The following is a 21709-nucleotide window of genomic DNA, read 5'->3' as shown; positions in this document are numbered from 1 at the left end:
CCTGAAAGTGTCATAAACTCACACAGTTTCACATGTGCAGCCCGTCGGGGGATCCCGGTTAATTGACCGGGCGACGAACCGTACCGTCCGGATAGCGGGCAAAGCGCCCCTCTTCAAAGGGTGCAACCGGATCGTTGGAATCAAACCGCCATGCGCCGAACTCGCCACGCTGGTAGGCATCGAATGCCTCAACGAGCTCTTCGCGGCTATTCGCGACAAACGGGCCATGCTGATACACGGGAGCGCCAATTGGTCGGCCTTGGAGCATGAGCGCGAAGGCCCCCTCGTCACCTGCAGAAATGTCCAGTGCCTCGGTTGAGCGCAGCACTGCGCCCTCTTGCACCAGCGTTTCGCCCTCGATAGTGAGGCTGCCGCGTAGAGAGTAGAGAGTCCGAATTGTCTCGGCATGTTTGGTTGGTGGCAACGTTAGCTGTGCGTTCGGCTGCAAACGCAGCACCCACACGGCTACATCGGAATCTGGTGCAGCGGCCCAGGATTCCGGTGGTGGAGCAAGCGGCTGAGTATCGCCGAATGCGCCCGCGATGACCTTTATGTCGTAGCCGTGGCCATTGTCATCAGTGCCGGTGACATGCGGAGTGTCTTCTGCCCAGAACATCTGGAAGTGCGGCTTTGCCCCCTTGCCTTCGGGCGGCAGGTTCAGCCAAATCTGAAACATGTGGTGAGGATTGGGGCCGTCGTTATGCAGAAGCGGGAACATTTCAGCATGCGCAGTGCCTGCGCCGGTGGTCAGCCACTGAGTGTCGCCATCGCCGTAACGAGCCTGTGCACCTTCGGAGTCGGTGTGGTCGACGTAACCTTCCTCGACAATCGAGATAGTTTCAAAGCCGCGGTGTGGGTGGGAGGGGAAGCCGGGGACGGTTGTGCCGTGGTACATGGACCAGCCGTCCTTGCCGGAAAAGTCCATGCCGATATTACGGCCGAGCAGAGAGGCATCGGGAGCCATAGTTTGGCCCTTGGCCTGTGGATATAGGTCATAGTGGTGGACGGCAAACAGGAATGGGTCCATACCTGGAAGCTGCGGATTATCGGATACGGAGAATTTTTGAATGATTGCGCTCATGACAGGCTCCTTTGGCTAGCTAAATTCATCATCCACAACAAAATGTTGGCGTGTCAATCAAAAATGCTAGCCAAGGACCGACCCGACTGTCTCTACTCAGCAATAATCACAATCAGCGTGCGCGGCCCGTGGACACCTTCGACTCGGGCAAGCTCGATGTCCGAGGTCGCAGAAGGCCCCGAAATCATGGTGATCGGAGCGGTGGGATCACTCTCGCGTAGACGGGAAAATGCCTCCGGAATGCCGTAGACGACCGTGGAAGCAGGGACAACGCAGATGTGAATATCCGGCACCAAGGTCAGCGCGCGGCGGCCAGAAGTAGCCGAACCGTCCAGGAAAATGGTGCCGGTCTCGGCGCAGGTGACAGCAGAGCTGGTGACAATCGCATCGAGCTCGTCCAGCTCTTCGGCGGTGAAACCGGTATCGACGCGAATCTCGGTAGTGGCCTTACCTCCACCAGACTCCAACCCCGCAACCCACTCGCGGTCTAGACCCTCGGGAATACCAATCAACGACGCCCCGACATCAGCAATTGCCTTCTTCACAGCCTCATTGATGTCGGTTGCCGAGCTGCCACAGCGGCGCACGTCGGCTTTGTAATCGGCGATGCGTTCGTCGGCAAGCGAAATAATCTCTTTGGCCGTCAGGTCGGAGGAGCGCTCGTAGTCGCGTGGGATGTCGAAATGCGCGCCGGGCTCGCCAGGGATGATGCCCACGTCAGAGGCCAAATCACGGCCTTCGAAGGCGATTTTCTGAGCATTGCGGATACGCTCGAGGATTTCGCTCTTGGCAATGTTTGCGGATGCTGAGGAGTGGGACATCGCTAGGCCTCCTTGCCGGATGTGTCGGACGAGTCAGATTGATCAGAACCCGATAGCCCATTAATCTTCGACGGAACCTGATTGGCCGATTCGCGGGTCAGCTGCGCCGAGAAATCCTTCGAACCCCACAGTGAGCGGAACGGCTTCTTCGGCGGAACCGGGGTATCACGCGCATCCGACCACCCGCTGAGGAAGAGCGGCAGGGCGTGAATCTCGCCGTCCTTCAAACCGAGTACGCGGGCGAGGGAGGCCATCTTTGCGCTCATATTCCAGAGCTTCTGATTGCCCATGATGAACCCGAGCGTGGCAAACAGCTTGCCCTCCACCGGCGGGCGGTGTTCCGTGACCTTACGGTGGCGCAGCTCCAGCAGTGCCGCAGGGATGTCAATTCGCACCGGGCAGACCTCAAAGCAAGCCCCGCACAGCGAAGACGCATAGGGCAGCGAAGCATTCGGATCATCGTAGGAATCCATGCCAGTGAGCTGCGGGGACAAAATCGCACCAATCGGGCCCGGGTAGACCGAACCGTAAGCGTGACCGCCCACGTGTTCATAAACAGGGCAGATATTCAGGCATGCCGAGCAGCGAATGCACTTCAGCGCTTCACGCCCAATCGGATCTGCAAGAGTGGCCGAGCGCCCATTGTCCAGCAACACAATGTGGAAATTCTTCGGGCCGTCGCCGTCGGTCGTTCCCGTCCACAGAGAGGTGTAGGGATTCATACGCTCGCCTGTCGACGACCGTGGCAGTAGCTGCAAGAAGACTTCCAGATCCTGGAAGGTGGGAAGCAGCTTCTCAATACCCATCACCGAAATCAGTGTTTCCGGCAGTGTGAGACACATACGGCCGTTGCCCTCAGATTCGACGACGGCTACCGTGCCGGTTTCGGCTACACCGAAGTTGGCGCCGGAAATCGCAACCTTGGCCTCCATAAACTGCTCGCGCAGGAACTTACGGGATGCCTCGGCGAGATCGGCCGGATTGGCTTTCAGGTCCGGGTCGACTCCGGGGATTCCATTGAGGAAGATCTCGCGGATATCTTCGCGATTGCGGTGGATAGCAGGAACCAGGATGTGGCTCGGCATGTCGTCGGCAAGCTGAACGATGAGTTCCGCCAGGTCGGTTTCGCGGGCGGTGATGCCGGCGTCGGCAAGTGCTTCGTTCAAGCCGATTTCCTGCGTGGCCATCGACTTAATCTTGACGACCTTTTCTTCGCCGGTCTCTTTCACCAAGTCCGTGATGATGCGGTTTGCCTCGGCGGCATCGCGCGCCCAGTGGACGTGACCGCCGGCATTCGTAACTGACTCTTCAAACTGCTCCAGCAGTTCCGGCAGACGCGCCATAACATCGCGCTTGATGTGGCTGCCCGCGAGCCGCAGCTGCTCCCAGTCATTCTTCTCGGCTACGACATGCGCGCGCTTCTGACGAATCGAACGCGTGGCATGACCGACATTTTCGCGCATGCGAGTGTTCTTGAGCTCCTCGTGCGCTGCGGCCGTGAACCCGCGCGTACCGCGCAGATGCCCGACGTTGTGCGGCGCGCGGGGAGGAAGGGCTGGCATGCCGACGTTAACTGCGACCATTACTGTTCACCTCGCAGGGAAGCTTCTTGGCGGTTGTGCACATCAAACGGGGTCTCCTTGGTGGAGGCCAGAATCTCGGCCATATGGATGGCGTGCACGCCAGAGTCCTGGCGACGCAGCGCGCCACCGATATTGAGCAAGCAGGAAGCATCGCCAGCGGTGACGAACTCCGCTTCCGTAGCGCGGATATTGGCTGTCTTGTCGGCAACCATTGCAGCGGAAGTCTCCGCATTTTTCACCGCGAAGGTGCCGCCGAAACCGCAGCACTCCGCCGCGCCGGGCAGCTCGCGCAGATCGATTCCATCGACTGCGCTGAGCAGCCGCCACGGACGGTCACCCACCTTGAGCACCCGCAAGCTGTGGCAGGTGGAGTGGTAGGTCACTGAGTGGGGGAAGTAAGCACCGACATCAGTCACACCAGCGACATCGGTGATGAACTCGGAGAGATCTAGCGTCTTGTTCGCGCAGGCCTGTGCCGCATGGACTTGGGCACGGGTACCGTAGCGGCCCGCGATCATCGGATGCTGGTGGCGAACGGCGCCGGCGCAGGAACCGGACGGGGCGACAACGTAGTCAATCGAGGAATCTGCAAAAGCATCAGCGTAGGTGTCCAGCTGAGGAAGGACTTCCTTTTGGTACCCGGTGTTGACGTGCATTTGGCCGCAGCATGTTTGTTGTGGCGGAAAGACCACATCGCATCCTAGGCGCGTGAGAACTCTGGCGGTCGCACTCACTGCATCTGGAAACATCATGTCCCCGATGCAGGTCGCGAAAAGTGCTACTTTCACGGTCGCTCCAAAATGGGTTGAGGGGTAAGGCAATAATTTCCTACCTGAATGCTACGCCTAGACCCGGATTAAATCTGTTCTCAACCTGAATTCGGCTGGATTGTGAAAGCGGTGTAGGACAGCCGGACGCGGTGGCCTGCAGATACCCCTCAAAACAATCTTTTGGTGGCTGATGTTTCCACGACTGCGATTGACCTAATAGGATAGGCAATCGTGAATCCTGCTGATCTTGCTGTACTAGTCCGAAAAGTCACCGTCGAGGTTTTGACTGCCCACGATGCCGATGTCTCTATCGTGCCGGAAAACCCGACCGTCGAGCGTCCGCGTAACCCTGAGCACGGCGACTACGCAACCAATATCGCCATGCAGCTGGGCAAGCGCGTCGGCATGGTGCCGCGTGACTTGGCAACTGAAATTGCCACAGCGCTCGGCGCTTCTGAGGGCATCGATGAAGCAACCATCGCAGGCCCGGGCTTTATTAACATCCGCCTGGCCTCCGATGCCCAGGGCAAGATCGTCGAGGACGTCCTGGCAGCGGGGGAGAAGTGGGGTCATGCCGATTTCAACTCCAACCTCGACGTGAACCTGGAGTTTGTCTCCGCGAATCCGACCGGGCCGATTCACCTGGGTGGTACTCGCTGGGCAGCAGTCGGTGACGCTCTCGGTCGTGTCCTGTCTGCCACCGGTGCCAAGGTCACCCGCGAGTACTACTTCAATGACCATGGTCGCCAGATTGACCGCTTCTCCGACTCCCTGGTTGCCGCCGCACGCAACCAGCCGACTCCGGAGGACGGCTACGGCGGAGAGTACATCCAGGACATCGCCGCTGCTGTGCTGGAGAAGAACCCGCAGGCACTCGAGGGCTCTGAGGAAGAGGTCCAGGAGCACTTCCGCGCCATCGGCGTGGACATGATGTTCGAGCACATCAAGAAGTCTCTGCACGAGTTCGGCACCGATTTCGATGTTTACTTCCACGAAAACTCGCTGTTCGAGTCCGGTCAGGTGGAAGCAGCTGTCAATTCCCTGAAGGAAAACGGCAAGCTCTACGAAGCTGACGGCGCGTGGTGGCTGAAGTCCACCGATTACGGTGACGACAAGGACCGCGTGGTCATCAAGTCCGACGGCGACGCAGCCTACATCGCAGGTGACATCGCATACGTTAAGAACAAGTTCGACCGCGGCCACAACCTGTGCATCTACATGCTGGGTGCCGATCACCACGGCTATATCGCACGTCTGCGTGCCGCCGCTGCAGCGCTCGGCTACAACGCCGATGGCGTCGAGGTGCTCATCGGTCAGATGGTCAACTTGCTTCGCGACGGCAAGGCTGTCCGGATGTCCAAGCGTGCGGGCACAGTGGTCACCTTGGACGACCTGGTTGAGGCAATCGGCGTCGATGCTGCTCGCTACTCGCTAATCCGTTCCACCGTGGACTCCAGCCTGGATATTGACCTGGGGCTGTGGGCTTCGCAGTCCAGCGACAACCCGGTCTACTACGTCCAGTACGGTCACGCTCGTCTGTGCTCAATCGGTCGCCGTGCCGAAGAGGCCGGTGTGACCAGTGAAGGCGCTGACTTCTCCCTGCTGGTAGAGGACCGTGAAGGTGAGCTCATCCGCACTATCGGTGAGTTCCCGGCCATCATCAAGTCTGCTGCTGACCTGCGGGAACCACACCGCATTGCCCGTTACTCTGAGCAGCTCGCCGGTGTCTTCCACCGCTTCTACGACACCTGCCAGATTCTGCCAAAGGCAGACGAGGAGGTATCCGAGCTACACCGTGCTCGTCTCGGCCTGGCTGAGGCTACCCGCCAGACGCTGGCCAATGCTCTGCAGCTGCTCGGTGTTACCGCACCTGAGCGCATGTAGTCGAACGCGCCCGTAAAACTACACCCCGTTGCTCCGCCCGGGTAACGGAGAAAGAGAGCTGTTTCGTGCCTATCGACGGCAATGGTTTCGAACTGGGTGGCTACACCCGACCCGATTCCACCCAATTTAATGAACTACCAGCGCATGTCTGGCCAACTACCGCCCGTCGTCGGGGCGATGACGAAGATAACCCCGGCTCGGTGGAAATTGGCGGCGTGAGCCTGGTCGACATTGCCAAGGAATTTGGCACTCCAGCTTTTGTCGTCGATGAGCAGGACTTCCGCTCCCGCTGCCGCTCGATGGCCAAGGCCTTCCGCGGTGCGGAGAATGTCCACTACGCATCCAAGGCTTTCCTGTCGAAGACCATTGCCCGCTGGGTAATGGAGGAGGGGCTGCATCTCGATGTCGCCTCGGGCAACGAGATGGCTATCGCTCTGGCGGCGGGATTCCCAGCCAAGGACATGACCTTCCACGGCAACAACAAGTCCACCGCTGAGCTGCGTGATGCTATCTCCGCCGGCGTGGGCAAGATTGTGCTTGACTCCCGTTCGGAGCTGCGTCGCCTGTCCCAGGTGGCGGCTGAAGCAGGCGTGGTGCAGGACGTGCTCGTTCGCGTGAAGCCCGGTGTGGAAGCGCACACCCACGAGTTCATTGCTACTGCGCATGAAGATCAGAAGTTCGGCTTTTCCCTCGCGTCCGGTTCTGCGCTGGAAGCTGCGAGCGTAGTAGAGGATGACGACAACCTGCGCCTGATTGGCCTGCATTGCCACATCGGTTCCCAGATTGTCGATTCCGACGGTTTCATTCTCGCCGCCGAGCGCGTGTTCTCACTGGTGGAAAAGCTGGTCGAACGCCACGGCACTGAAATCTCGGAACACTTCAACACTCTCGACCTTGGTGGCGGTTTTGGTATCGCCTACACCGCAGGCGAGCAGCCCCTCGACGTTGCTCCGCTTGCCGACGAGATCCTCACTGCCGTAGACAAGCTTGCGCAGCGTATCGGCATTGCGACTCCGGCAGTGGCTGTTGAACCAGGTCGTGCCATTGTTGGCCCGTCCATGGTCACGGTGTACGAAGTGGGCACTTTGAAGGATGTGACCATCGATGATGGCATGACCCGTCGTTACGTATCGGTCGATGGCGGAATGAGCGACAATATTCGTCCGGCGCTTTACGGCTCGAACTATGATGGTCGCGTCGTTAATCGCGAGGTGTCCGGTTCCAGGATTCCCACCCGCGTCGTCGGAAAGCACTGTGAATCGGGAGACATTCTGATTAACGATGCGAACTACCCGAACGACATTGTCGAGGGTGATCTGTTCGCGCTCGCTGCTACTGGGGCATACTGTTACGCAATGGCCAGCCGCTACAACATGCTGACGCGACCACCAGTAGTGTCGGTGTGCGATGGTCAAGTGACCCAAGTATTAAGACGAGAAACTGTACAAGACTTACTAAGCCTGGAGTGTGAAACGCCACGATGACTGCCGCAACGAATAATCCTGGAAAGGGCGAGGGCCACAAAGTTGGTGTCGCTATTTTAGGTCTTGGCACAGTCGGTACTGAGGTTTACCGCCTGCTCAACGAGAAGGCTGAGGACTTCGAGCGCCGCATCGGCGGACCGGTCGAGGTCGTTGGTATTGCTGTGAGCGACAAGACCAAGCCGCGTCCTAATGTGGATCAGGATCTTCTTACCGACGATGCTTTTTCGCTGGTTCAGCGCGATGACGTTGACCTGGTAGTCGAGGTCATCGGCGGCATTGATTACCCACGTCGCGTTGTGCTGGAGGCACTGCGTGCCGGCAAGTCGGTCGTGACCGCCAACAAGGCACTCGTCGCCGCTCACGGCGAGGAGCTCTCTGAGGCTGCCGATTCCTCGGGTGTCGACCTGTTCTTTGAGGCAGCTGTGGCTGCAGCTATCCCGGTCGTAGGACCGCTGCGCCGTTCGCTGGCCGGTGACACTGTCAATAAGGTCATGGGCATTGTCAACGGCACTACCAACTTCATCCTTGATGCGATGGACTCCACCGGTGCGGACTACGACGAGATGCTGGCAGAGGCCACCCGCCTGGGTTACGCTGAGGCCGACCCGACTGCAGACGTCGAGGGACACGATGCCGCTTCCAAGGCAGCTATTCTGGCCAGCTTGGCATTCCACACCCGCGTGACTGCTGATGACGTTCACTGTGAGGGTATTACCGAGATCACCGCTGACGACATTGCAGCCGCCAAGAGCGCAGACTGCACCATTAAGCTGCTGGCTACCTGTGAGCGGGTCACGGACGAAAATGGCAAGGAGTCCATTTCCGCCCGCGTGTACCCAGCGCTGATTCCACGTCGTCACCCGCTGGCAACTGTGCGTGAGTCTTTCAACGCTGTCTTCATTGAGGCCGAGGCCGCTGGTCGCCTGATGTTCTACGGCAACGGCGCTGGTGGTAATCCGACCGCCTCCGCAGTGCTCGGTGACCTTGTTGCAGCTGCTCGCAACATTGTCCACGGTGGTCGCGCACCGGGAGATTCCACCTACGCTAACCTGCCGATTCTCGACTTCGGTGACGTTCGCACCCGCTACCACATCGACCTGCACGTCGACGATCGTGTCGGAGTGCTTGCCGATGTCGCTCGTACCTTCTCTGATCACAACATCTCCCTGCGCACCGTCCGCCAGGAAGAGGGCGCCAACGGCGCTCGCCTGGTCATCGTGACTCACAAGGCACTGGAGAAGGATTTGGAAGCAACGGTTGACGAATTGCGCGCCAACGACGCGGTTTTGGCCGTCAACAACGTCATTCGTATCGAAGGAATGGATATCTAAATGGCACAGGAGCTTTTCCCGGGGCAGAAGGTCACCGTCACGGTTGCAGGTTCGTCAGCGAACTTGGGCCCGGGCTTCGACACCCTGGGGTTGGCAGTTGCACTCTATGACATCGTCGAGGTCGAGGTCATCGAGTCCGGTGTCGTCGTTGAAATTCACGGCGAGGGCGAAGTCGACCTGCCGCGCAACGAGTCTAATCTGGTTGTGCGCGCGATTCGCGCGGGCCTTCGCGCCGCAGGAGTCGAGGCACCGGGGCTGAAGGTTATTTGCCACAACACCATTCCGCAGTCGCGCGGCCTAGGCTCTTCCGCAGCCGCCGCTGTTGCTGGTGTCGCTGCCGCTAACGGTCTGGCTGGCTTCCCGCTTACCGACGACCAGGTAATCCAAGAATCCTCGGTATTCGAAGGCCACCCGGATAACGCTGGTGCATCCGTCCTCGGTGGGGCAGTGGTCAGCTGGACCGACAAGCCTGTCGATGGTCGCACCGCGCCCCAGTACCGAGCAGTGAGCATTCCGGTGCATGAGTCCATTCAGGCGACCGCACTCGTACCGGCATTCCACGCCTCCACGAATGCAGTTCGTCAGGTGCTGCCGAGCGATGTTTCGCATGTCGACGCTCGTTTCAATGTCTCTCGTACTGCGGTTATGACCGCAGCGCTGCAGTCCCACCCGGAACTGCTGTGGGAGGGAACGCGAGATCGCCTGCACCAGCCGTACCGCTCCGACGTGCTGCCGGTGACCGCAGAGTGGGTCAACCGCCTGCGCAACCGTGGCTACGCAGCATTTCTCTCGGGTGCTGGCCCGACCTGTATGGTTCTGGGAACTACTGCAGTAGATGAGAAGATCTTGGACGATGCCCGCGAGGCTGGCATCAAGGTCATGGAGCTGGGAATCGGTGAGCCGGTTAAGGTCGTGGTCGACGGCTAAGCCGCCGCTGCGGCCAGGTGCCGAGCCAGTGGCTTAGCCTGCCACCTACTTTTCGCCCGGCCCCTTCAGTTTCACGATGCTGTACTGACCTGCGCTCAAGTGCGAGCGCAGGTCTTTCTTGTCGAACTTGCCCACTGAGGTCTTATCGATTGAGTCCACGAAGGCCCAGTACTCCGGCAGCATCCACTTTGGCAGCTTTGGCCGCAGTTCATCGCGGAGCATTTCAGCGGTCTCCTTGCTCTGTTCAACTTCAGGCATCAGCACCGTAATGGCCAGTGGGCGCTCACCCCACTTTTTATCTGGCATGCCGATAATCGCGCACTCGAGTACCTGTGGGCTTTCCATTACGAAGTTTTCCAGCTGAGCGGAGTAGATCCACTCGCCACCGGAACGAATGACATCGCGAGCACGGTCATGAATAGTCAGGTAGCCGTCGTGAGTAATCGAGCCGACATCGCCAGTGCGGAGCCACCCGTCCTCGGTGAACTGTTCGCTAGCCTCGTCGACCTCCGCACCGCGAAAGAAGTGCGCGGTGCCTCCATCTTGAGCCTCCGGAGAACTGTAGTAGCCTCCGGTGACCGTGTTGCCGCGCACCTGCAGCTCACCCTGGTTGCGGTCATGCAGGTCGAGCACGCGGTCGTTGTCATCAACAATGCGGAACTGCATGATGTCCGGGAAACGCCCTTGGCTGACACGGTAGCGTTCGCGGGCCTCACCGGAGGCGCCGTACGGAGGTCGTGCCACGGTACCGATAGGCGAAGTCTCGGTCATGCCCCAGAAGTGGATGACATCGACACCGTAGCGCTCTTCCCATAGCCGAATCAATGCAGGTGGGACAGGAGAACCGCCCGAGAAAATCTCCTGCAGACTCATGCGCTTCGGAGGATTGCTGAGGTAGTGTGCCATGAGGTTAATCCACAGCGTCGGCACGCCCTGAGCTACGCGCGGCATTGAGGTTTCGATGATTTCTGCCAGACGCGGTGCGGACAGGTCCGCGCCGGGGAAGATTAGCGACGCCCCGCACATGAAGGAGGCCAGCGGCACGCCCCAGGACAGGACGTGATAAATGGGCACACAGCAAAGCCACGGGTTTCCATGCGAGATGGCAAAGGAGTCAGTGGTGCGCATATTCAGGCTGTGCAAGTACAGCGAACGGTGGCTGTAGACGACACCTTTAGGTGCGCCCTCGGTGCCCGTCGAATAGCACATGGCTGCACCGGAGTTTTCATCGAGCTCAGGCCAGTCGAAGCGGCTGGGGCGTCCGTCGATGAGTGATTCGTAGGAGTACCACGGGATACCATCCGGCAGTTGCTCAGCCACGTCGGACAGATCACCGATACCGATAATGATGACAGCGCGGACGCGCGGGCAGTGGGGAAGAACCTCGGCGAGCAGTTCGATCTCGGTCGGGTCCGCGATGATGACCTGGTCATCGGCGTGATTGATAATGTGCACAATCTGATCCGGCATGAGCTGCTTGTTCAGCGGCTGGAATACCGCGCCCATGGAGGCGACGCCGAGGAAGACCTCGAAGTGTTCGGTGCAGTTGTACATCAGGGTAGCGATGCGCTGATCCCCGTCGATGCCGAGCTCATCGCGAAGTGCATGTGCCAGCGCACTAGCGCGCGCGGCGATGGCGGCAAAAGTGGTGGTCTCGGGGCCGTCACTGTTCCAGGAGGTCACCGGAGTCCGACCGTGAATGGTGCGACCGTATTCCACAATCTGAGCGATGTTGAGAGGAATATGAGGCATCGTACTGCGCATGAGCTCTACAGTACCGACTCACAGCCCCGCGACCTAGCGAAACGCAGGTGAGAACTAGTGTTGCTACCTGACTATTTGGTGACTATCCTTGGGCAATAGGTCGTTTTCAATACGCGGCTAGATACGTACTTCTTCATGTACTCCGCTTGCCGTTGACCTTCGCAGTTGTTCACACAATGCGATGGCGCAACGTGACATTGAAAACACATAAATCAGTAGTGCGACTACATAGTCTTGCGGTGCTGTGGACCTAAAATTTCCTAACCATCTTCAGCCCGGACGCTCGGGTTTGAGATGCGGAAATAATGTAGGCAAGATGCCTCGGTTTAGTTTCAACGTCGAGGTCTTTTGCCTGGCTTTTTCGATAATTTCCCGTCAGCAGCGGATACTTTTTCGCCCGTGGTAAAGGTTCGACGACGGAGCACACGCGGTGGCGGGCAGTAAGAGCGAAAAAGTGCCAATGACATAGCCCCCTGTAGAGAGTGACTGCAGGGAAGGTCGATGAAAGGACATCCGTGACCGATACGGACACCACTGCCACGGCAGGCGGCCCAGAGAATCTTGCGGCCCTCCGAATGGCAGAACTGCGTGAAATCGCTTCCAGCAAGGGCATTCGCGGCATCTCCGCCATGCGCAAGCATGAGCTGATTGAGGCCATTAAGAATGGTGCCCCGGCTGCTGGTTCCGCTCCCGCTCGGAAATCCCGCGCGAAGAAGGCTGTGGCTGGGGCTGCGGATACCGGCTCCAAGGCGAAGGATGCCAAGGAATCGCCGTCGGAAAGCGCGGATAAGGGTTCCAGTAAGAGCGCCGACAAGAGCGACAAGGGCAACGACAAGCGAGACGACGCCAACGCGGATGGTCGCGAGGAGATGTCCCGTTCTCAGCAGCGTCGAAATCGTCGTAACCGTGCTCGTCAGCGCGAGCAGGAGAATCAGGACGATCGCAGCAACGATAGCCGCGACGATTCCGATAACGGCAACGACCGCGGTGATCGCAACGACAATCGCAACGATCGTAATGATCGTAATGACCGCGGTGATCGCAACGACCGTAATAACCGCAACGATCGCAACAACCACGATCGAGACAACGACGATGAAGGCCGCGGCAACCGCAACAACCGCCGCGGTCGCAACAACAATCGCAATAACGACCGCAATAACCATGACGATGACGGTCGTGGCAACCGTAACCGCCGCAACCGTCGCAATCGCCGCGACCGTCGCGGACGCGATAACAACGGTGGGGGACACGGCGGTCAGGACGAGATCCGCGAGGATGACGTTCTCCAGCCGGTGGCTGGCATCGTCGATGTGCTAGATAACAAGACCGCATTCGTGCGCACGTCCGGATACCTGCCGGGCTCTAACGATGTGCTGGTGTCCGCGCAAATGGTTCGTAAATACGGTCTGCGCAAGGGCGACGCCGTCACTGGTCAGGTCCGCATGCCGCGTGAGAATGGCTCGGGCCAGGTCACTCATGGCAACGGCCGTAATCGCCGCAAGTACAACCCGCTGGTCAAGGTCGAAACTGTAAACGGCATCGATCCGGAGCAGGCAAAGCAGCGGCCGAACTTCGCTAAGCTCACCCCGCTGTACCCGAACCGTCGCCTGCGTCTGGAGACCGAGCAGAAGATCCTCACCACTCGCGTCATCGACCTGATTATGCCGATTGGTAAGGGTCAGCGTGCGCTCATCGTTTCGCCGCCGAAGGCCGGTAAGACCACGATCCTGCAGAACATCGCGAACGCTATCGCGACGAACAACCCCGAGTGCTACATGATGGTCGTGCTTGTCGACGAGCGCCCGGAGGAAGTCACCGACATGCAGCGCAGTGTCCGTGGCGAGGTTATTGCTTCTACCTTCGACCGCCCGCCGTCAGATCACACGGCAGTGGCCGAGTTGGCTATTGAGCGTGCAAAGCGTCTGGTGGAACAGGGGCAGGACGTCGTCGTACTGCTGGACTCCATTACCCGCCTTGGCCGTGCGTACAACAACTCTTCGCCGGCATCGGGACGAATCCTCTCCGGTGGTGTGGACTCCAACGCTCTGTACCCACCGAAGCGCTTCTTGGGTGCTGCCCGAAACATCGAGGAAGGCGGCAGCCTCACCATCATCGCCACCGCGATGGTGGAGACCGGCTCCGCAGGCGATACCGTCATCTTCGAGGAGTTCAAGGGCACCGGTAACGCCGAGCTGAAGCTCGACCGTAAAATCTCCGAGCGCCGCGTGTTCCCGGCAGTGGATGTCAACCCGTCGGGTACTCGTAAGGATGAGCTGCTGCTCAGCACGGAGGAGGCTCGCATTATGCACAAGCTGCGCCGCATCCTCTCCGCGCTGGAGTCGCAGGCTGCTATTGACCTGTTGATTAAGCAGCTGAAGAAGACCCGGAACAATAAGGAATTCCTGATGCAGGTGGCTTCTTCTGCACCAATGGCCGCCGACGTTGATGTGGACGACATGCTTTAGCTGGGGTTAGCCACGCGGAGTGGTGCCACAGTGCCAGCGGTGCGACAGCGCCACTCCGACCGAAACCACAGCACCTACTAGCATTTCACCCATCACAATCTGAAGGAATATTCAATGGCTAATCAGGTTTCCGCAGTTGACGACATCCTCTCCGAATACCACGGCCTTGAGGCGCAGCTGGCAGACCCCGAGCTGCACAACGACCCGAAGGCTGCCCGTAAGGTCGGCAAGCGCTTCAATGAGTTGCAGCCGGTCATTCAGACTCACAAGAAGTTGACTGAGGTCCAGGATGACCTGGAGGCAGCTCGCGAGATGGCATACGAGGACTCCGAATTCGCAGCTGAGGCTGAGCGTCTCGCTGTCGAGGCAGAGGAGCTCGAGGAAAAGCTCGCCGACCTGCTGGCTCCGCGCGATCCGCACGACAGCGATGACATCGTTATGGAGCTCAAGTCCGGTGCCGGCGGTGAGGAGGCAGCGCTCTTCGCAGGTGAGCTCGCTCGTATGTACCAGCGCTATGCAGAAAAGCACGGCTTTACCACCGAGATTCTCGGGCTGTCCGAGTCTGATCTCGGCGGCGTGAAGGACATGACTATGTCCATCCGAGCTAAGACTCCGTCCCGTGACGGTGCGTGGAGCGTGTTCAAGTTTGAAGGTGGCGTTCACCGCGTGCAGCGCGTGCCGGTTACCGAATCTCAGGGCCGTATTCAGACGTCCGCCGCTGGTGTGCTGGTCTACCCGGAGCCCGACGAGGTCGAAGACATTCAGATTGATGAAAAGGATCTGCGTGTCGACGTCTACCGTTCCTCCGGTAAGGGCGGTCAGGGTGTTAACACGACTGACTCCGCCGTTCGCCTGACGCACCTGCCGACTGGTCTCGTTGTTACCTGTCAGAAGGAACGTTCTCAGATTCAGAACAAGGCCCGCGCTATGCAGGTCCTTGCTGCTCGACTGCAGCAGATGAAGGAAGAGGAGATCGCCGAGGCTGCCTCTGACCAGCGTAAGTCTCAGGTGCGCAACATGGATCGCTCCGAGCGCATCCGCACTTACAACTTCCCGGAGAACCGCGTTTCCGATCACCGCATCGGTTACAAGGCTCACAACCTGGACTCGGTGCTGGGCGGCGACATGGATGACCTGCTCAAGGCCCTCCACGACGCGGAGCGCGCTGAGCGTCTTGAAGCCGAGTAGCCCCACGCCCGCAGAAAATAGCTCGCCGACGTTACCGGATTCCGTCCGTACTCTCGGCGAGCTGTTTCGCTATGCGCGTCGCACGCTTGACGACGCGGCGCTGGCTTCTCCGGATGCCGACGCGCGGGCGCTGTTTGCAGCTGCTATCAATGCGGGACCGGCAGACATCATCTTCCGCGGAGACGAACCGTACACCGATGAGGACGGTCGCAAGTATCTGGCCGAGGTACTGGCCCGCAGAGTGGCTCGTGAGCCACTGCAGCACATCCTCGGTACGGCGCCGATGATGAGCCTGGAACTACAGGTTGGGCCCGGTGTTTTTGTACCCCGGCCGGAGACGGAACTGCTCGCGCAGTGGGCAATCGATCGAGCCTGTGAACTGGTCGCAAGTGGCGTCGTCAAGCCGAAAATCGTTGACTTGTGTACTGGATCCGGTGCGTTGGCGTTGGCGATCGCCGATGCCGTACCCGAAGCGGACGTGGTGGCTGTGGAGCTCTCTGAGCGGGCACGAGCGTGGGCTGCGAAGAATATCGAGACGTACGGCGATGGGCGTGTGCGTCTGATTGCTGGCGATGTCACGGATGTTCAGCTGATTGATGATGGCGCTGAGCTCGCAGAATGGGTAGGCGAGACCGACATTGTTGTGTCCAACCCTCCATATGTGCCCGAAGACACCGAGGTTGCCCCCGAGGTGAGAGCTGATCCGCACTCTGCGGTCTTCGGTGGCGACGATGGGCTAGATGTCATTCGACCTATGATGAACCTAGTGGATGCGCTGGTGCGGCCGGGTGGAGTCATCGGCATCGAGCACGATGACTCTTCAGGAGACGATGTCAGTTCACTGCTAAAGGACACCTGGGATTACGCTGATGTAGAGGTCCACCGTGACTTTGCGGACCGTGACCGTTTTACGGTGGGACGCAAAAATTGATCTTAAAAGCAAACTTTGAAGCAGGAGCACAAATCTGATGAGCAGGATTATGGACTGCAGCACAGATGAAAACCGCGAACGCGCAATTGCAGCAGCAGTAGATGCAGTGAAGGCAGGACGGCTGGTCGTTATGCCTACCGATACCGTCTATGGTCTTGGCTGCGATGCCTTTGATAACCAGGCCGTTGCCTCCTTGCTGCGTGCCAAGCACCGCGGCCCGGATATGCCGGTACCGGTGCTCGTGGGTTCCTGGAACACGATTGAGGGGCTCGTCCGCGAATACTCGCCAGCTGCTCGCACGCTGGTGGAGGCTTTCTGGCCGGGCGGACTGTCGCTGGTTGTGAACCAGGCGCCGAGCTTGCCGTGGAACCTTGGTGATACCGCGGGTACGGTCATGCTGCGCATGCCGCTGCACCCAATTGCTATCGAGATTCTGCGCCGCACCGGTCCGATGGCCGTGTCCAGTGCGAACATCTCCGGCCAGGCACCGGCCACCAATGCCGTGCGTGCCAAGCAGATGTTGGGTGGGGAAGCGGCTGTCTACGTCGACGGCGGCGAAGCCACGATTGGCACCCCATCGACGATTGTCGATATCTCGACTCCAGTGCCGCGGATTCTGCGCGAAGGCGCTGTGTCAGCAGCGGCGGTTGCCGAGGTTTTGAGTACTACGCCCGAGCGACTGCTGGGGCAGTAGTCTTGTCTACCTAAGGCTTTTCCTGTTTAGTATCTGCAGCGATTGTGTGGGTGAGTAGTACCTAGTGGCGGACATGAGCTTATTGGCAGCCCAGTCGGGTGGGGCAGGTGTGCCCATCCGCGAGCTCGCCATGCTCGTTTTAGTTTCCGCTGCTGTCAGTTATTTGCTCACTGGAGTAGTGCGTTTTGTGCTGGTTCGCTCGGGCTGGTTGGATGCGCCCCGCACGCGCGATGTCCACGATATTCCGAAGCCCAGGCTCGGAGGCGTGGCGATGTACTCTGGGGTGGTCGCAGCTATCGCCCTTGCCTCGGTTATGCCGGCCCTCAACCGTGGTTTTCCACCTATGACTCCAGATATGAGGGCAGTTGTGGCGGCCGCGTCGCTCTTGCTAATCGTCGGTATTTGGGATGACCTCTTTGACTTAGATGCCCTTACGAAGTTGGTGGGGCAGGTCGCGGCGGCACTTTTGATGTCATTTATGGGCGTCAATTGGTATCTGCTCTATATCCCTTTCAGTGGCGGCGCCACTCTCATTCTCGATCCAATCATGTCCACAGTCTTGACTGTCCTATTTACTGTGGCATTGATTAACGCCTTCAATTTTGTTGACGGAATTGATGGTCTCGCAGCTGGACTCGGCATGATTGCCGCAGCTGCAATCCTTGTCTATTCGATGGTCATGCTTCACGACCAAGGCGGAACCGTGTCTGCCTATCCACCCGCGATGATCTCCGCGTGCCTCCTCGGCGCTTGCCTGGGCTTCTTGCCGCACAACTTCGAGCCCGCACGCATTTTTATGGGCGATTCCGGTGCCATGATGATCGGCTTGCTGCTCGCAGCGGCATCGGTGTCGGCGTCGGGACGCATCGCGCCCTCCATGTACGGCACCGCTGACGTCATCGCTCTAATCTCGCCGGTTGTGGTCGTCATCGCAGCAATTAGCGTGCCAATGCTCGACTTGTTGCTTGCTGTTGTTCGCCGCGTCAGTCAGGGCAAGTCACCCTTCTCGCCCGACAAAATGCATATTCACCACCGCCTCCTGTCGATGGGACACAGTCATCGCCGCGTGGTGCTAGTGCTTTACCTATGGGTGTCGGTCGTCGCGTACGCCGCCGTTGCCACCACCATTTTCCCCTTTGAATTCGTCGCTCTCACCTTCGGGGTCCTGCTTATCATCGCGGTTGTCTTCACCCTCCGTCGTCGCAATGCGCTTGCCGACGACCGTTCAAGGGGAGCGCGTCCCAGAAGTGGAAGTGGGGTCCGGCAGGTTATAAGACGTCGACGTGGACGCAGAAGGTACAATCTTCGACCGTGACTGAAAAAACAACTCCGGAGCCCGAGTCTAAATACGATGATTCGCGGCGACCGCTGCTGGCTGCTGCTCGCTCGGGCGCAATCGCGCTCGCTGTGATTACCGTGCTTTCGCTGCTGGTCTGGGGTGGCAAAAACGGTATGCCCGGTGTCTGGGGCGTACTCCTTGGAGCGGGCATTAGCGGAAGCTTCGTATTGCTTACCGTTCTAGGCATCCTCTTTACTGCTCGAACTTCGCCGTCCGTTACGCTTGCCGTTGTACTGGGTGGTTGGTTGTTGAAGATTGTCGTACTAATCGGTGTCCTGGTTGTTATTAGAAATCTTGAGTTTTATGACAACATGACTTTCTTCGTCACTGTTGTACTCACTCTGATGGTGACACTCGGTGCAGAAGTGTGGGGAATGTCGCAATCTAACCTCACTTATGTGCAACCAATGAAGGACGAATAGCTCGTTAATAACTTGTTGACCTGCTGAGAGGCTGCAATATGCTTCTAAAACCGCAGGTAATAAGCATATTGTCCAGTTTGTGCAGAAGATGCCACAAATAGAGGCCGAAACCCACAGAGGGGGTCGGCCTCTTTGTTGGATTCGGGGTCGGAAACGCGGGGGTGTACCGGGTGGGGAAAATGAGTCAGAACTGTTATCCTGAGTTTCGGGTAAGACGGCCTGTAGCGAAATAACTATCATTTCCACAGGTACGGTCCCCGTGAGCGCCGTGCTGATGAGCGAATGGAATCCGCGGCGCGACACGTTAAATGACGTCCTTCGCACCGCTTGACAATAGTTCTAGCGGCCCAATCACGGGAGAGAACGCTGAGCGTTACAACACTTGCCGAGATGCGGGGTGAGTTTCACTCACCCAACTTGCAGGAGGAGTATTTCCCGGGTGAACAATTTGGCGACTTCATTTTAGGTGGTAGTGGCGACTGGTACGCCATGGACCGCCTGATGATTGTTCGTCTTTTGATGGCCGTGATCGTCGCCGTGTTCTTCGTCGTCGCAATGCGTCGTCCGAAGCTCGTGCCGACTGGTCTGCAGAACGTTGCGGAGTTGATGCTGGACTTCGTCCGCATCCACATCGCGGAGGAGATTCTGGGTAAGAAGGAGGGGCGTCGTTTCCTTCCGGTTCTGGCCACCATCTTCTTCCTTGTTATCTCGATGAATATTGCGGCTATTATTCCTGGCCTCAATATTTCGCCGAACGCCCGAATCGGTATGCCACTGGTTCTGGCCCTGTTCGCATACGTTGCCTTCATTTACGCGGGCTCGAAGAAGATGGGCTTCTTCAAGTTTGTGAAGTCGGCAGTCGTTATTCCGAACTTGCCACCGGTACTCCACCTCATCGTGGTGCCGATCGAGATTTTCTCCAACTTCGTTCTCCGCCCAGTTACGCTGACCATCCGTCTGATGGCCAACATGCTGGCGGGCCACATGGTTCTAGTCCTGCTTTTCGGTGCCACGAACTTCTTCTTCTGGCAGCTGAATGGTTGGACCGCCCTGTCCGGGTTGACCCTTGTCGCTGCGGTAGCATTCACGCTGTTCGAGATGCTGGTGATTTTCCTGCAGGCATACATCTTTGCCCTGCTGAGCGCCGTCTACATCGAACTGTCGCTGCACGCAGACGAGCACTAACCCATAACTAATGAGGCCGCAACTTCGGCAACAAGGCCTCGCAAATTTAATAGCAAGACCCACTTGACCCACAAAAGCCCCGGGCCTACTTAGAACAATCTTTAATCCGGGGCCATCCTTTAAGAAAGGGAACGGTTCATAATGAACGACGTCATCCTCTCCGCCCAGGACGCTGTCCAGGCTGTCGACACCAACGCTGGCCTGAAGACCATCGGTTACGGTCTGTCCACCCTGGGCCCGGGCCTCGGTATCGGTATCGTCGCCGGCAAGACCGTTGAGGGTATGGCACGCCAGCCTGAGATGGCCGGCCAGCTGCGTACCACCATGTTCCTGGGCATTGCCTTCACTGAGGCTCTCGCCCTAATCGGCCTGGTCGCAGGCTTCGTTTTTGTTTAAGTCCGGACCTCAGGCGGAGAACACGTAAACCATGACAGATTTCACCTTTTTGCTAGCTGCGGGTGACCTCCCGATGGGAGAGTCCATCAACCCGCTGCTGCCAAAGACCTATGACATCGTCTGGTCCGTTGTCCCGCTGGTAGTTATCCTGGTTCTCTTCTGGAAGCTCGTTCTTCCGAAGTTCCAGGAGGTCCTGACCGAGCGGGAGGACCGGATTGAGGGCGGCATTGAACGCGCTGAAGCTGCACAGGCTGAAGCCAAGGCCGCTCTGGAAAAGTACAACAGTCAGCTCGCAGAGGCCCGTACTGAAGCAGCAAAGATTCGCGACGAAGCCCGTGCACAGGGTCAGCGCATCATTGCAGACGCTACGACCAAGGCTAATGACGAGAGCGCACGAATCATCGAGTCCGGTGAGAAGCAGCTCGCTGCCCAGCGTGAGCAGGTAGTCGCAGAGCTGCGCAAGGAAATGGGCCAGAACTCCATCAATCTCGCTGAGCGCCTTCTGGGCGAGCAGCTTTCCGACGACGTTCGTAACTCGTCGACGATTGACAACTTCTTGTCCAACCTTGACACCGTGGCCCCGGCCGGAAAGTAGGCGACATGCACGCAGCAAGCCGCGAATCCCTGGCAGCCCTTAGCCAGCGACTGGACGCCGCTATCGGTGGCGACAATGTCGCTGTTGCTCAGGCTGCTCAGACTGGTTCCGAGCTTTTCGACATCGTCGAGGTCCTGGACTCCGACCGCGGCCTGCGTGTCGCTGTCGCCGACACCTCGGCGACTGCGGAACAGCGTTCCGGCCTTGTCCGGAGCCTGTTCGCGGGCAAGGTATCTGAGACGACTCTTAACCTCGTCGTGGATGCTGCCGCGCAGGTATGGTCCACCCCGCGTGAAATGCGTGAGGGTTTGGTAGAGCTGGGCCGTCGAGCCCTCCTTCGCTCTGCCGAAGGCCAGGGACAGCTTGAGACTGTTGAGTCTGAGCTGTTCCAACTGGGACACATCCTGGCTGAGCAGTCGCAGCTTGAACAGCTGCTGGCCGACAAGGCCGCAACCCCCGAAGCCAAGCGTGGGCTCCTCGCCTCTGTGCTGTACGGCAAGGTCACTTCCGTGACCGAAACCCTGGCACTGCAGGCTGTTGGCCGCCCATCCAAGCGCCCCGCGGACGACATTGACTCCCTGTCCCGGCTAGCCGCCGGCCTGCGGAACCACGTCGTCGCTCGCGTGACCAGTGCCACGGCCGTCTCTGACGAGCAAGAGCGAGCACTGGCGGACAAGCTCGGCCGAGTCTACGGCAAGGCGATGTCCATCCACACCGTGATCGACAAGTCGATTCTCGGTGGACTGGTCATCCGGGTTGGCGACGAGGTCATCGACGGTAGCCTTTCAACAAAGCTTGAGAAGCTGCGCGTCGGCCTCGGCTGACGGATGGTTTAGACGATTAATC

Annotated in this window: 19 protein-coding genes; 14 read left to right on the top strand and 5 right to left on the bottom strand. The window is 58.8% G+C overall.

Features of this window, described 5'->3' with window-relative positions:
- Positions 1-58: 58 nt before the first annotated feature.
- From HMPREF2849_RS08975 to HMPREF2849_RS08960, 4 genes are all read right to left on the bottom strand, one after another.
- Positions 59-1081 carry a pirin family protein gene (locus tag HMPREF2849_RS08975; RefSeq protein WP_070858441.1) on the bottom strand — a complete coding sequence of 341 codons (1023 nt, stop codon included), beginning with the start codon at positions 1079-1081 and terminating at the stop codon, positions 59-61.
- 92 nt (positions 1082-1173) lie between these two features.
- A complete protein-coding gene (locus HMPREF2849_RS08970; RefSeq protein ID WP_076771929.1) occupies positions 1174-1902 on the bottom strand; it encodes a LutC/YkgG family protein in 729 nt (242 codons plus the stop codon).
- 2 nt (positions 1903-1904) lie between these two features.
- Complete coding sequence (locus HMPREF2849_RS08965) at positions 1905-3485, bottom strand: LutB/LldF family L-lactate oxidation iron-sulfur protein (RefSeq protein WP_070595720.1); 1581 nt, start codon at positions 3483-3485, stop codon at positions 1905-1907.
- The gene (locus HMPREF2849_RS08960) at positions 3485-4273 is read right to left on the bottom strand and encodes a (Fe-S)-binding protein (RefSeq protein ID WP_070595721.1); all 789 of its coding nucleotides are present in this window, start codon (positions 4271-4273) and stop codon (positions 3485-3487) included. Before HMPREF2849_RS08960 ends, HMPREF2849_RS08965 begins: the two co-directional genes overlap by 1 nt.
- A gap of 213 nt (positions 4274-4486) precedes the next feature.
- Between HMPREF2849_RS08960 and argS the strand changes: the two genes are divergently transcribed.
- The 4 genes from argS (at position 4487) to thrB (ending at position 9881) form a co-directional block, all read left to right on the top strand.
- On the top strand, positions 4487-6139 hold the full coding sequence (gene argS, locus HMPREF2849_RS08955) for an arginine--tRNA ligase (RefSeq protein WP_070862889.1): 1653 nt from the start codon (positions 4487-4489) through the stop codon (positions 6137-6139).
- A gap of 65 nt (positions 6140-6204) precedes the next feature.
- Positions 6205-7623 carry a diaminopimelate decarboxylase gene (gene lysA, locus HMPREF2849_RS08950; protein WP_070862888.1) on the top strand — a complete coding sequence of 473 codons (1419 nt, stop codon included), beginning with the start codon at positions 6205-6207 and terminating at the stop codon, positions 7621-7623.
- Positions 7620-8954 (top strand): homoserine dehydrogenase, encoded by a 1335-nt coding sequence (locus HMPREF2849_RS08945; RefSeq protein ID WP_016422448.1) that lies wholly within the window; start codon positions 7620-7622, stop codon positions 8952-8954. The genes lysA and HMPREF2849_RS08945 overlap by 4 nt, the downstream gene beginning before the upstream one ends.
- A complete protein-coding gene (thrB, locus tag HMPREF2849_RS08940; protein WP_005509404.1) occupies positions 8955-9881 on the top strand; it encodes a homoserine kinase in 927 nt (308 codons plus the stop codon).
- A 45-nt stretch (positions 9882-9926) separates the two neighbouring features.
- Here thrB and HMPREF2849_RS08935 read toward each other — a convergent pair whose 3' ends face one another.
- Positions 9927-11645 (bottom strand): long-chain fatty-acid--CoA ligase, encoded by a 1719-nt coding sequence (locus tag HMPREF2849_RS08935; RefSeq protein ID WP_070862887.1) that lies wholly within the window; start codon positions 11643-11645, stop codon positions 9927-9929.
- Between the two features lie 515 nt (positions 11646-12160).
- On the opposite strand from HMPREF2849_RS08935, the gene rho reads away from it, so the two are divergent.
- The 10 genes from rho (at position 12161) to HMPREF2849_RS08885 (ending at position 21687) form a co-directional block, all read left to right on the top strand.
- The gene (gene rho, locus HMPREF2849_RS08930) at positions 12161-14113 is read left to right on the top strand and encodes a transcription termination factor Rho (RefSeq protein ID WP_070862886.1); all 1953 of its coding nucleotides are present in this window, start codon (positions 12161-12163) and stop codon (positions 14111-14113) included.
- Between the two features lie 114 nt (positions 14114-14227).
- Positions 14228-15301 carry a peptide chain release factor 1 gene (prfA, locus tag HMPREF2849_RS08925; protein WP_016422451.1) on the top strand — a complete coding sequence of 358 codons (1074 nt, stop codon included), beginning with the start codon at positions 14228-14230 and terminating at the stop codon, positions 15299-15301.
- The gene (prmC, locus tag HMPREF2849_RS08920; RefSeq protein ID WP_049194098.1) at positions 15288-16232 is read left to right on the top strand and encodes a peptide chain release factor N(5)-glutamine methyltransferase; all 945 of its coding nucleotides are present in this window, start codon (positions 15288-15290) and stop codon (positions 16230-16232) included. Before prfA ends, prmC begins: the two co-directional genes overlap by 14 nt.
- Positions 16233-16269: 37 nt before the next feature.
- Positions 16270-16926: an L-threonylcarbamoyladenylate synthase gene (locus tag HMPREF2849_RS08915; protein ID WP_005509411.1), complete on the top strand. Its 657-nt coding sequence runs from the start codon at positions 16270-16272 to the stop codon at positions 16924-16926.
- 82 nt (positions 16927-17008) lie between these two features.
- Positions 17009-18241, top strand: coding sequence for a glycosyltransferase family 4 protein (locus HMPREF2849_RS08910; protein ID WP_241486365.1), 1233 nt, complete (start codon positions 17009-17011; stop codon positions 18239-18241).
- Complete coding sequence (locus HMPREF2849_RS08905) at positions 18238-18687, top strand: Cg1360 family ATP-synthase-associated protein (RefSeq protein ID WP_005509564.1); 450 nt, start codon at positions 18238-18240, stop codon at positions 18685-18687. Before HMPREF2849_RS08910 ends, HMPREF2849_RS08905 begins: the two co-directional genes overlap by 4 nt.
- A gap of 390 nt (positions 18688-19077) precedes the next feature.
- Entirely contained in the window at positions 19078-19872 is a 795-nt protein-coding gene (atpB, locus tag HMPREF2849_RS08900; protein ID WP_016422455.1) for a F0F1 ATP synthase subunit A, read from the top strand.
- Between the two features lie 141 nt (positions 19873-20013).
- On the top strand, positions 20014-20268 hold the full coding sequence (locus HMPREF2849_RS08895) for an ATP synthase F0 subunit C (RefSeq protein ID WP_005509463.1): 255 nt from the start codon (positions 20014-20016) through the stop codon (positions 20266-20268).
- Between the two features lie 31 nt (positions 20269-20299).
- A complete protein-coding gene (locus tag HMPREF2849_RS08890) occupies positions 20300-20863 on the top strand; it encodes a F0F1 ATP synthase subunit B (protein WP_005509352.1) in 564 nt (187 codons plus the stop codon).
- 5 nt (positions 20864-20868) lie between these two features.
- Complete coding sequence (locus HMPREF2849_RS08885; protein WP_048735245.1) at positions 20869-21687, top strand: F0F1 ATP synthase subunit delta; 819 nt, start codon at positions 20869-20871, stop codon at positions 21685-21687.
- The last annotated feature ends 22 nt before the right edge of the window (positions 21688-21709 follow it).

Origin of the sequence: Corynebacterium sp. HMSC073B01 (assembly GCF_001838255.1) — a bacterium.
GTDB lineage: Bacteria > Actinomycetota > Actinomycetes > Mycobacteriales > Mycobacteriaceae > Corynebacterium > Corynebacterium jeikeium_D.
The sequence above is the reverse complement of the archived record's forward strand: the minus strand, read 5'-3'. Positions and strand labels throughout refer to the sequence as shown.

Coding starts and splice junctions, on each gene's coding strand:
- HMPREF2849_RS08885 (WP_048735245.1), top strand. CDS start 20,869: ATGCACGCAGCAAGCCGCGAATCCCTGGCAGCCCTTAGCCAGCGACTG.
- HMPREF2849_RS08965 (WP_070595720.1), bottom strand. CDS start 3,485: ATGGTCGCAGTTAACGTCGGCATGCCAGCCCTTCCTCCCCGCGCGCCG.
- HMPREF2849_RS08895 (WP_005509463.1), top strand. CDS start 20,014: ATGAACGACGTCATCCTCTCCGCCCAGGACGCTGTCCAGGCTGTCGAC.
- thrB (WP_005509404.1), top strand. CDS start 8,955: ATGGCACAGGAGCTTTTCCCGGGGCAGAAGGTCACCGTCACGGTTGCA.
- HMPREF2849_RS08915 (WP_005509411.1), top strand. CDS start 16,270: ATGAGCAGGATTATGGACTGCAGCACAGATGAAAACCGCGAACGCGCA.
- HMPREF2849_RS08970 (WP_076771929.1), bottom strand. CDS start 1,902: ATGTCCCACTCCTCAGCATCCGCAAACATTGCCAAGAGCGAAATCCTC.
- HMPREF2849_RS08945 (WP_016422448.1), top strand. CDS start 7,620: ATGACTGCCGCAACGAATAATCCTGGAAAGGGCGAGGGCCACAAAGTT.
- atpB (WP_016422455.1), top strand. CDS start 19,078: ATGCGGGGTGAGTTTCACTCACCCAACTTGCAGGAGGAGTATTTCCCG.
- HMPREF2849_RS08935 (WP_070862887.1), bottom strand. CDS start 11,645: ATGCGCAGTACGATGCCTCATATTCCTCTCAACATCGCTCAGATTGTG.
- prfA (WP_016422451.1), top strand. CDS start 14,228: ATGGCTAATCAGGTTTCCGCAGTTGACGACATCCTCTCCGAATACCAC.
- HMPREF2849_RS08975 (WP_070858441.1), bottom strand. CDS start 1,081: ATGAGCGCAATCATTCAAAAATTCTCCGTATCCGATAATCCGCAGCTT.
- HMPREF2849_RS08890 (WP_005509352.1), top strand. CDS start 20,300: ATGACAGATTTCACCTTTTTGCTAGCTGCGGGTGACCTCCCGATGGGA.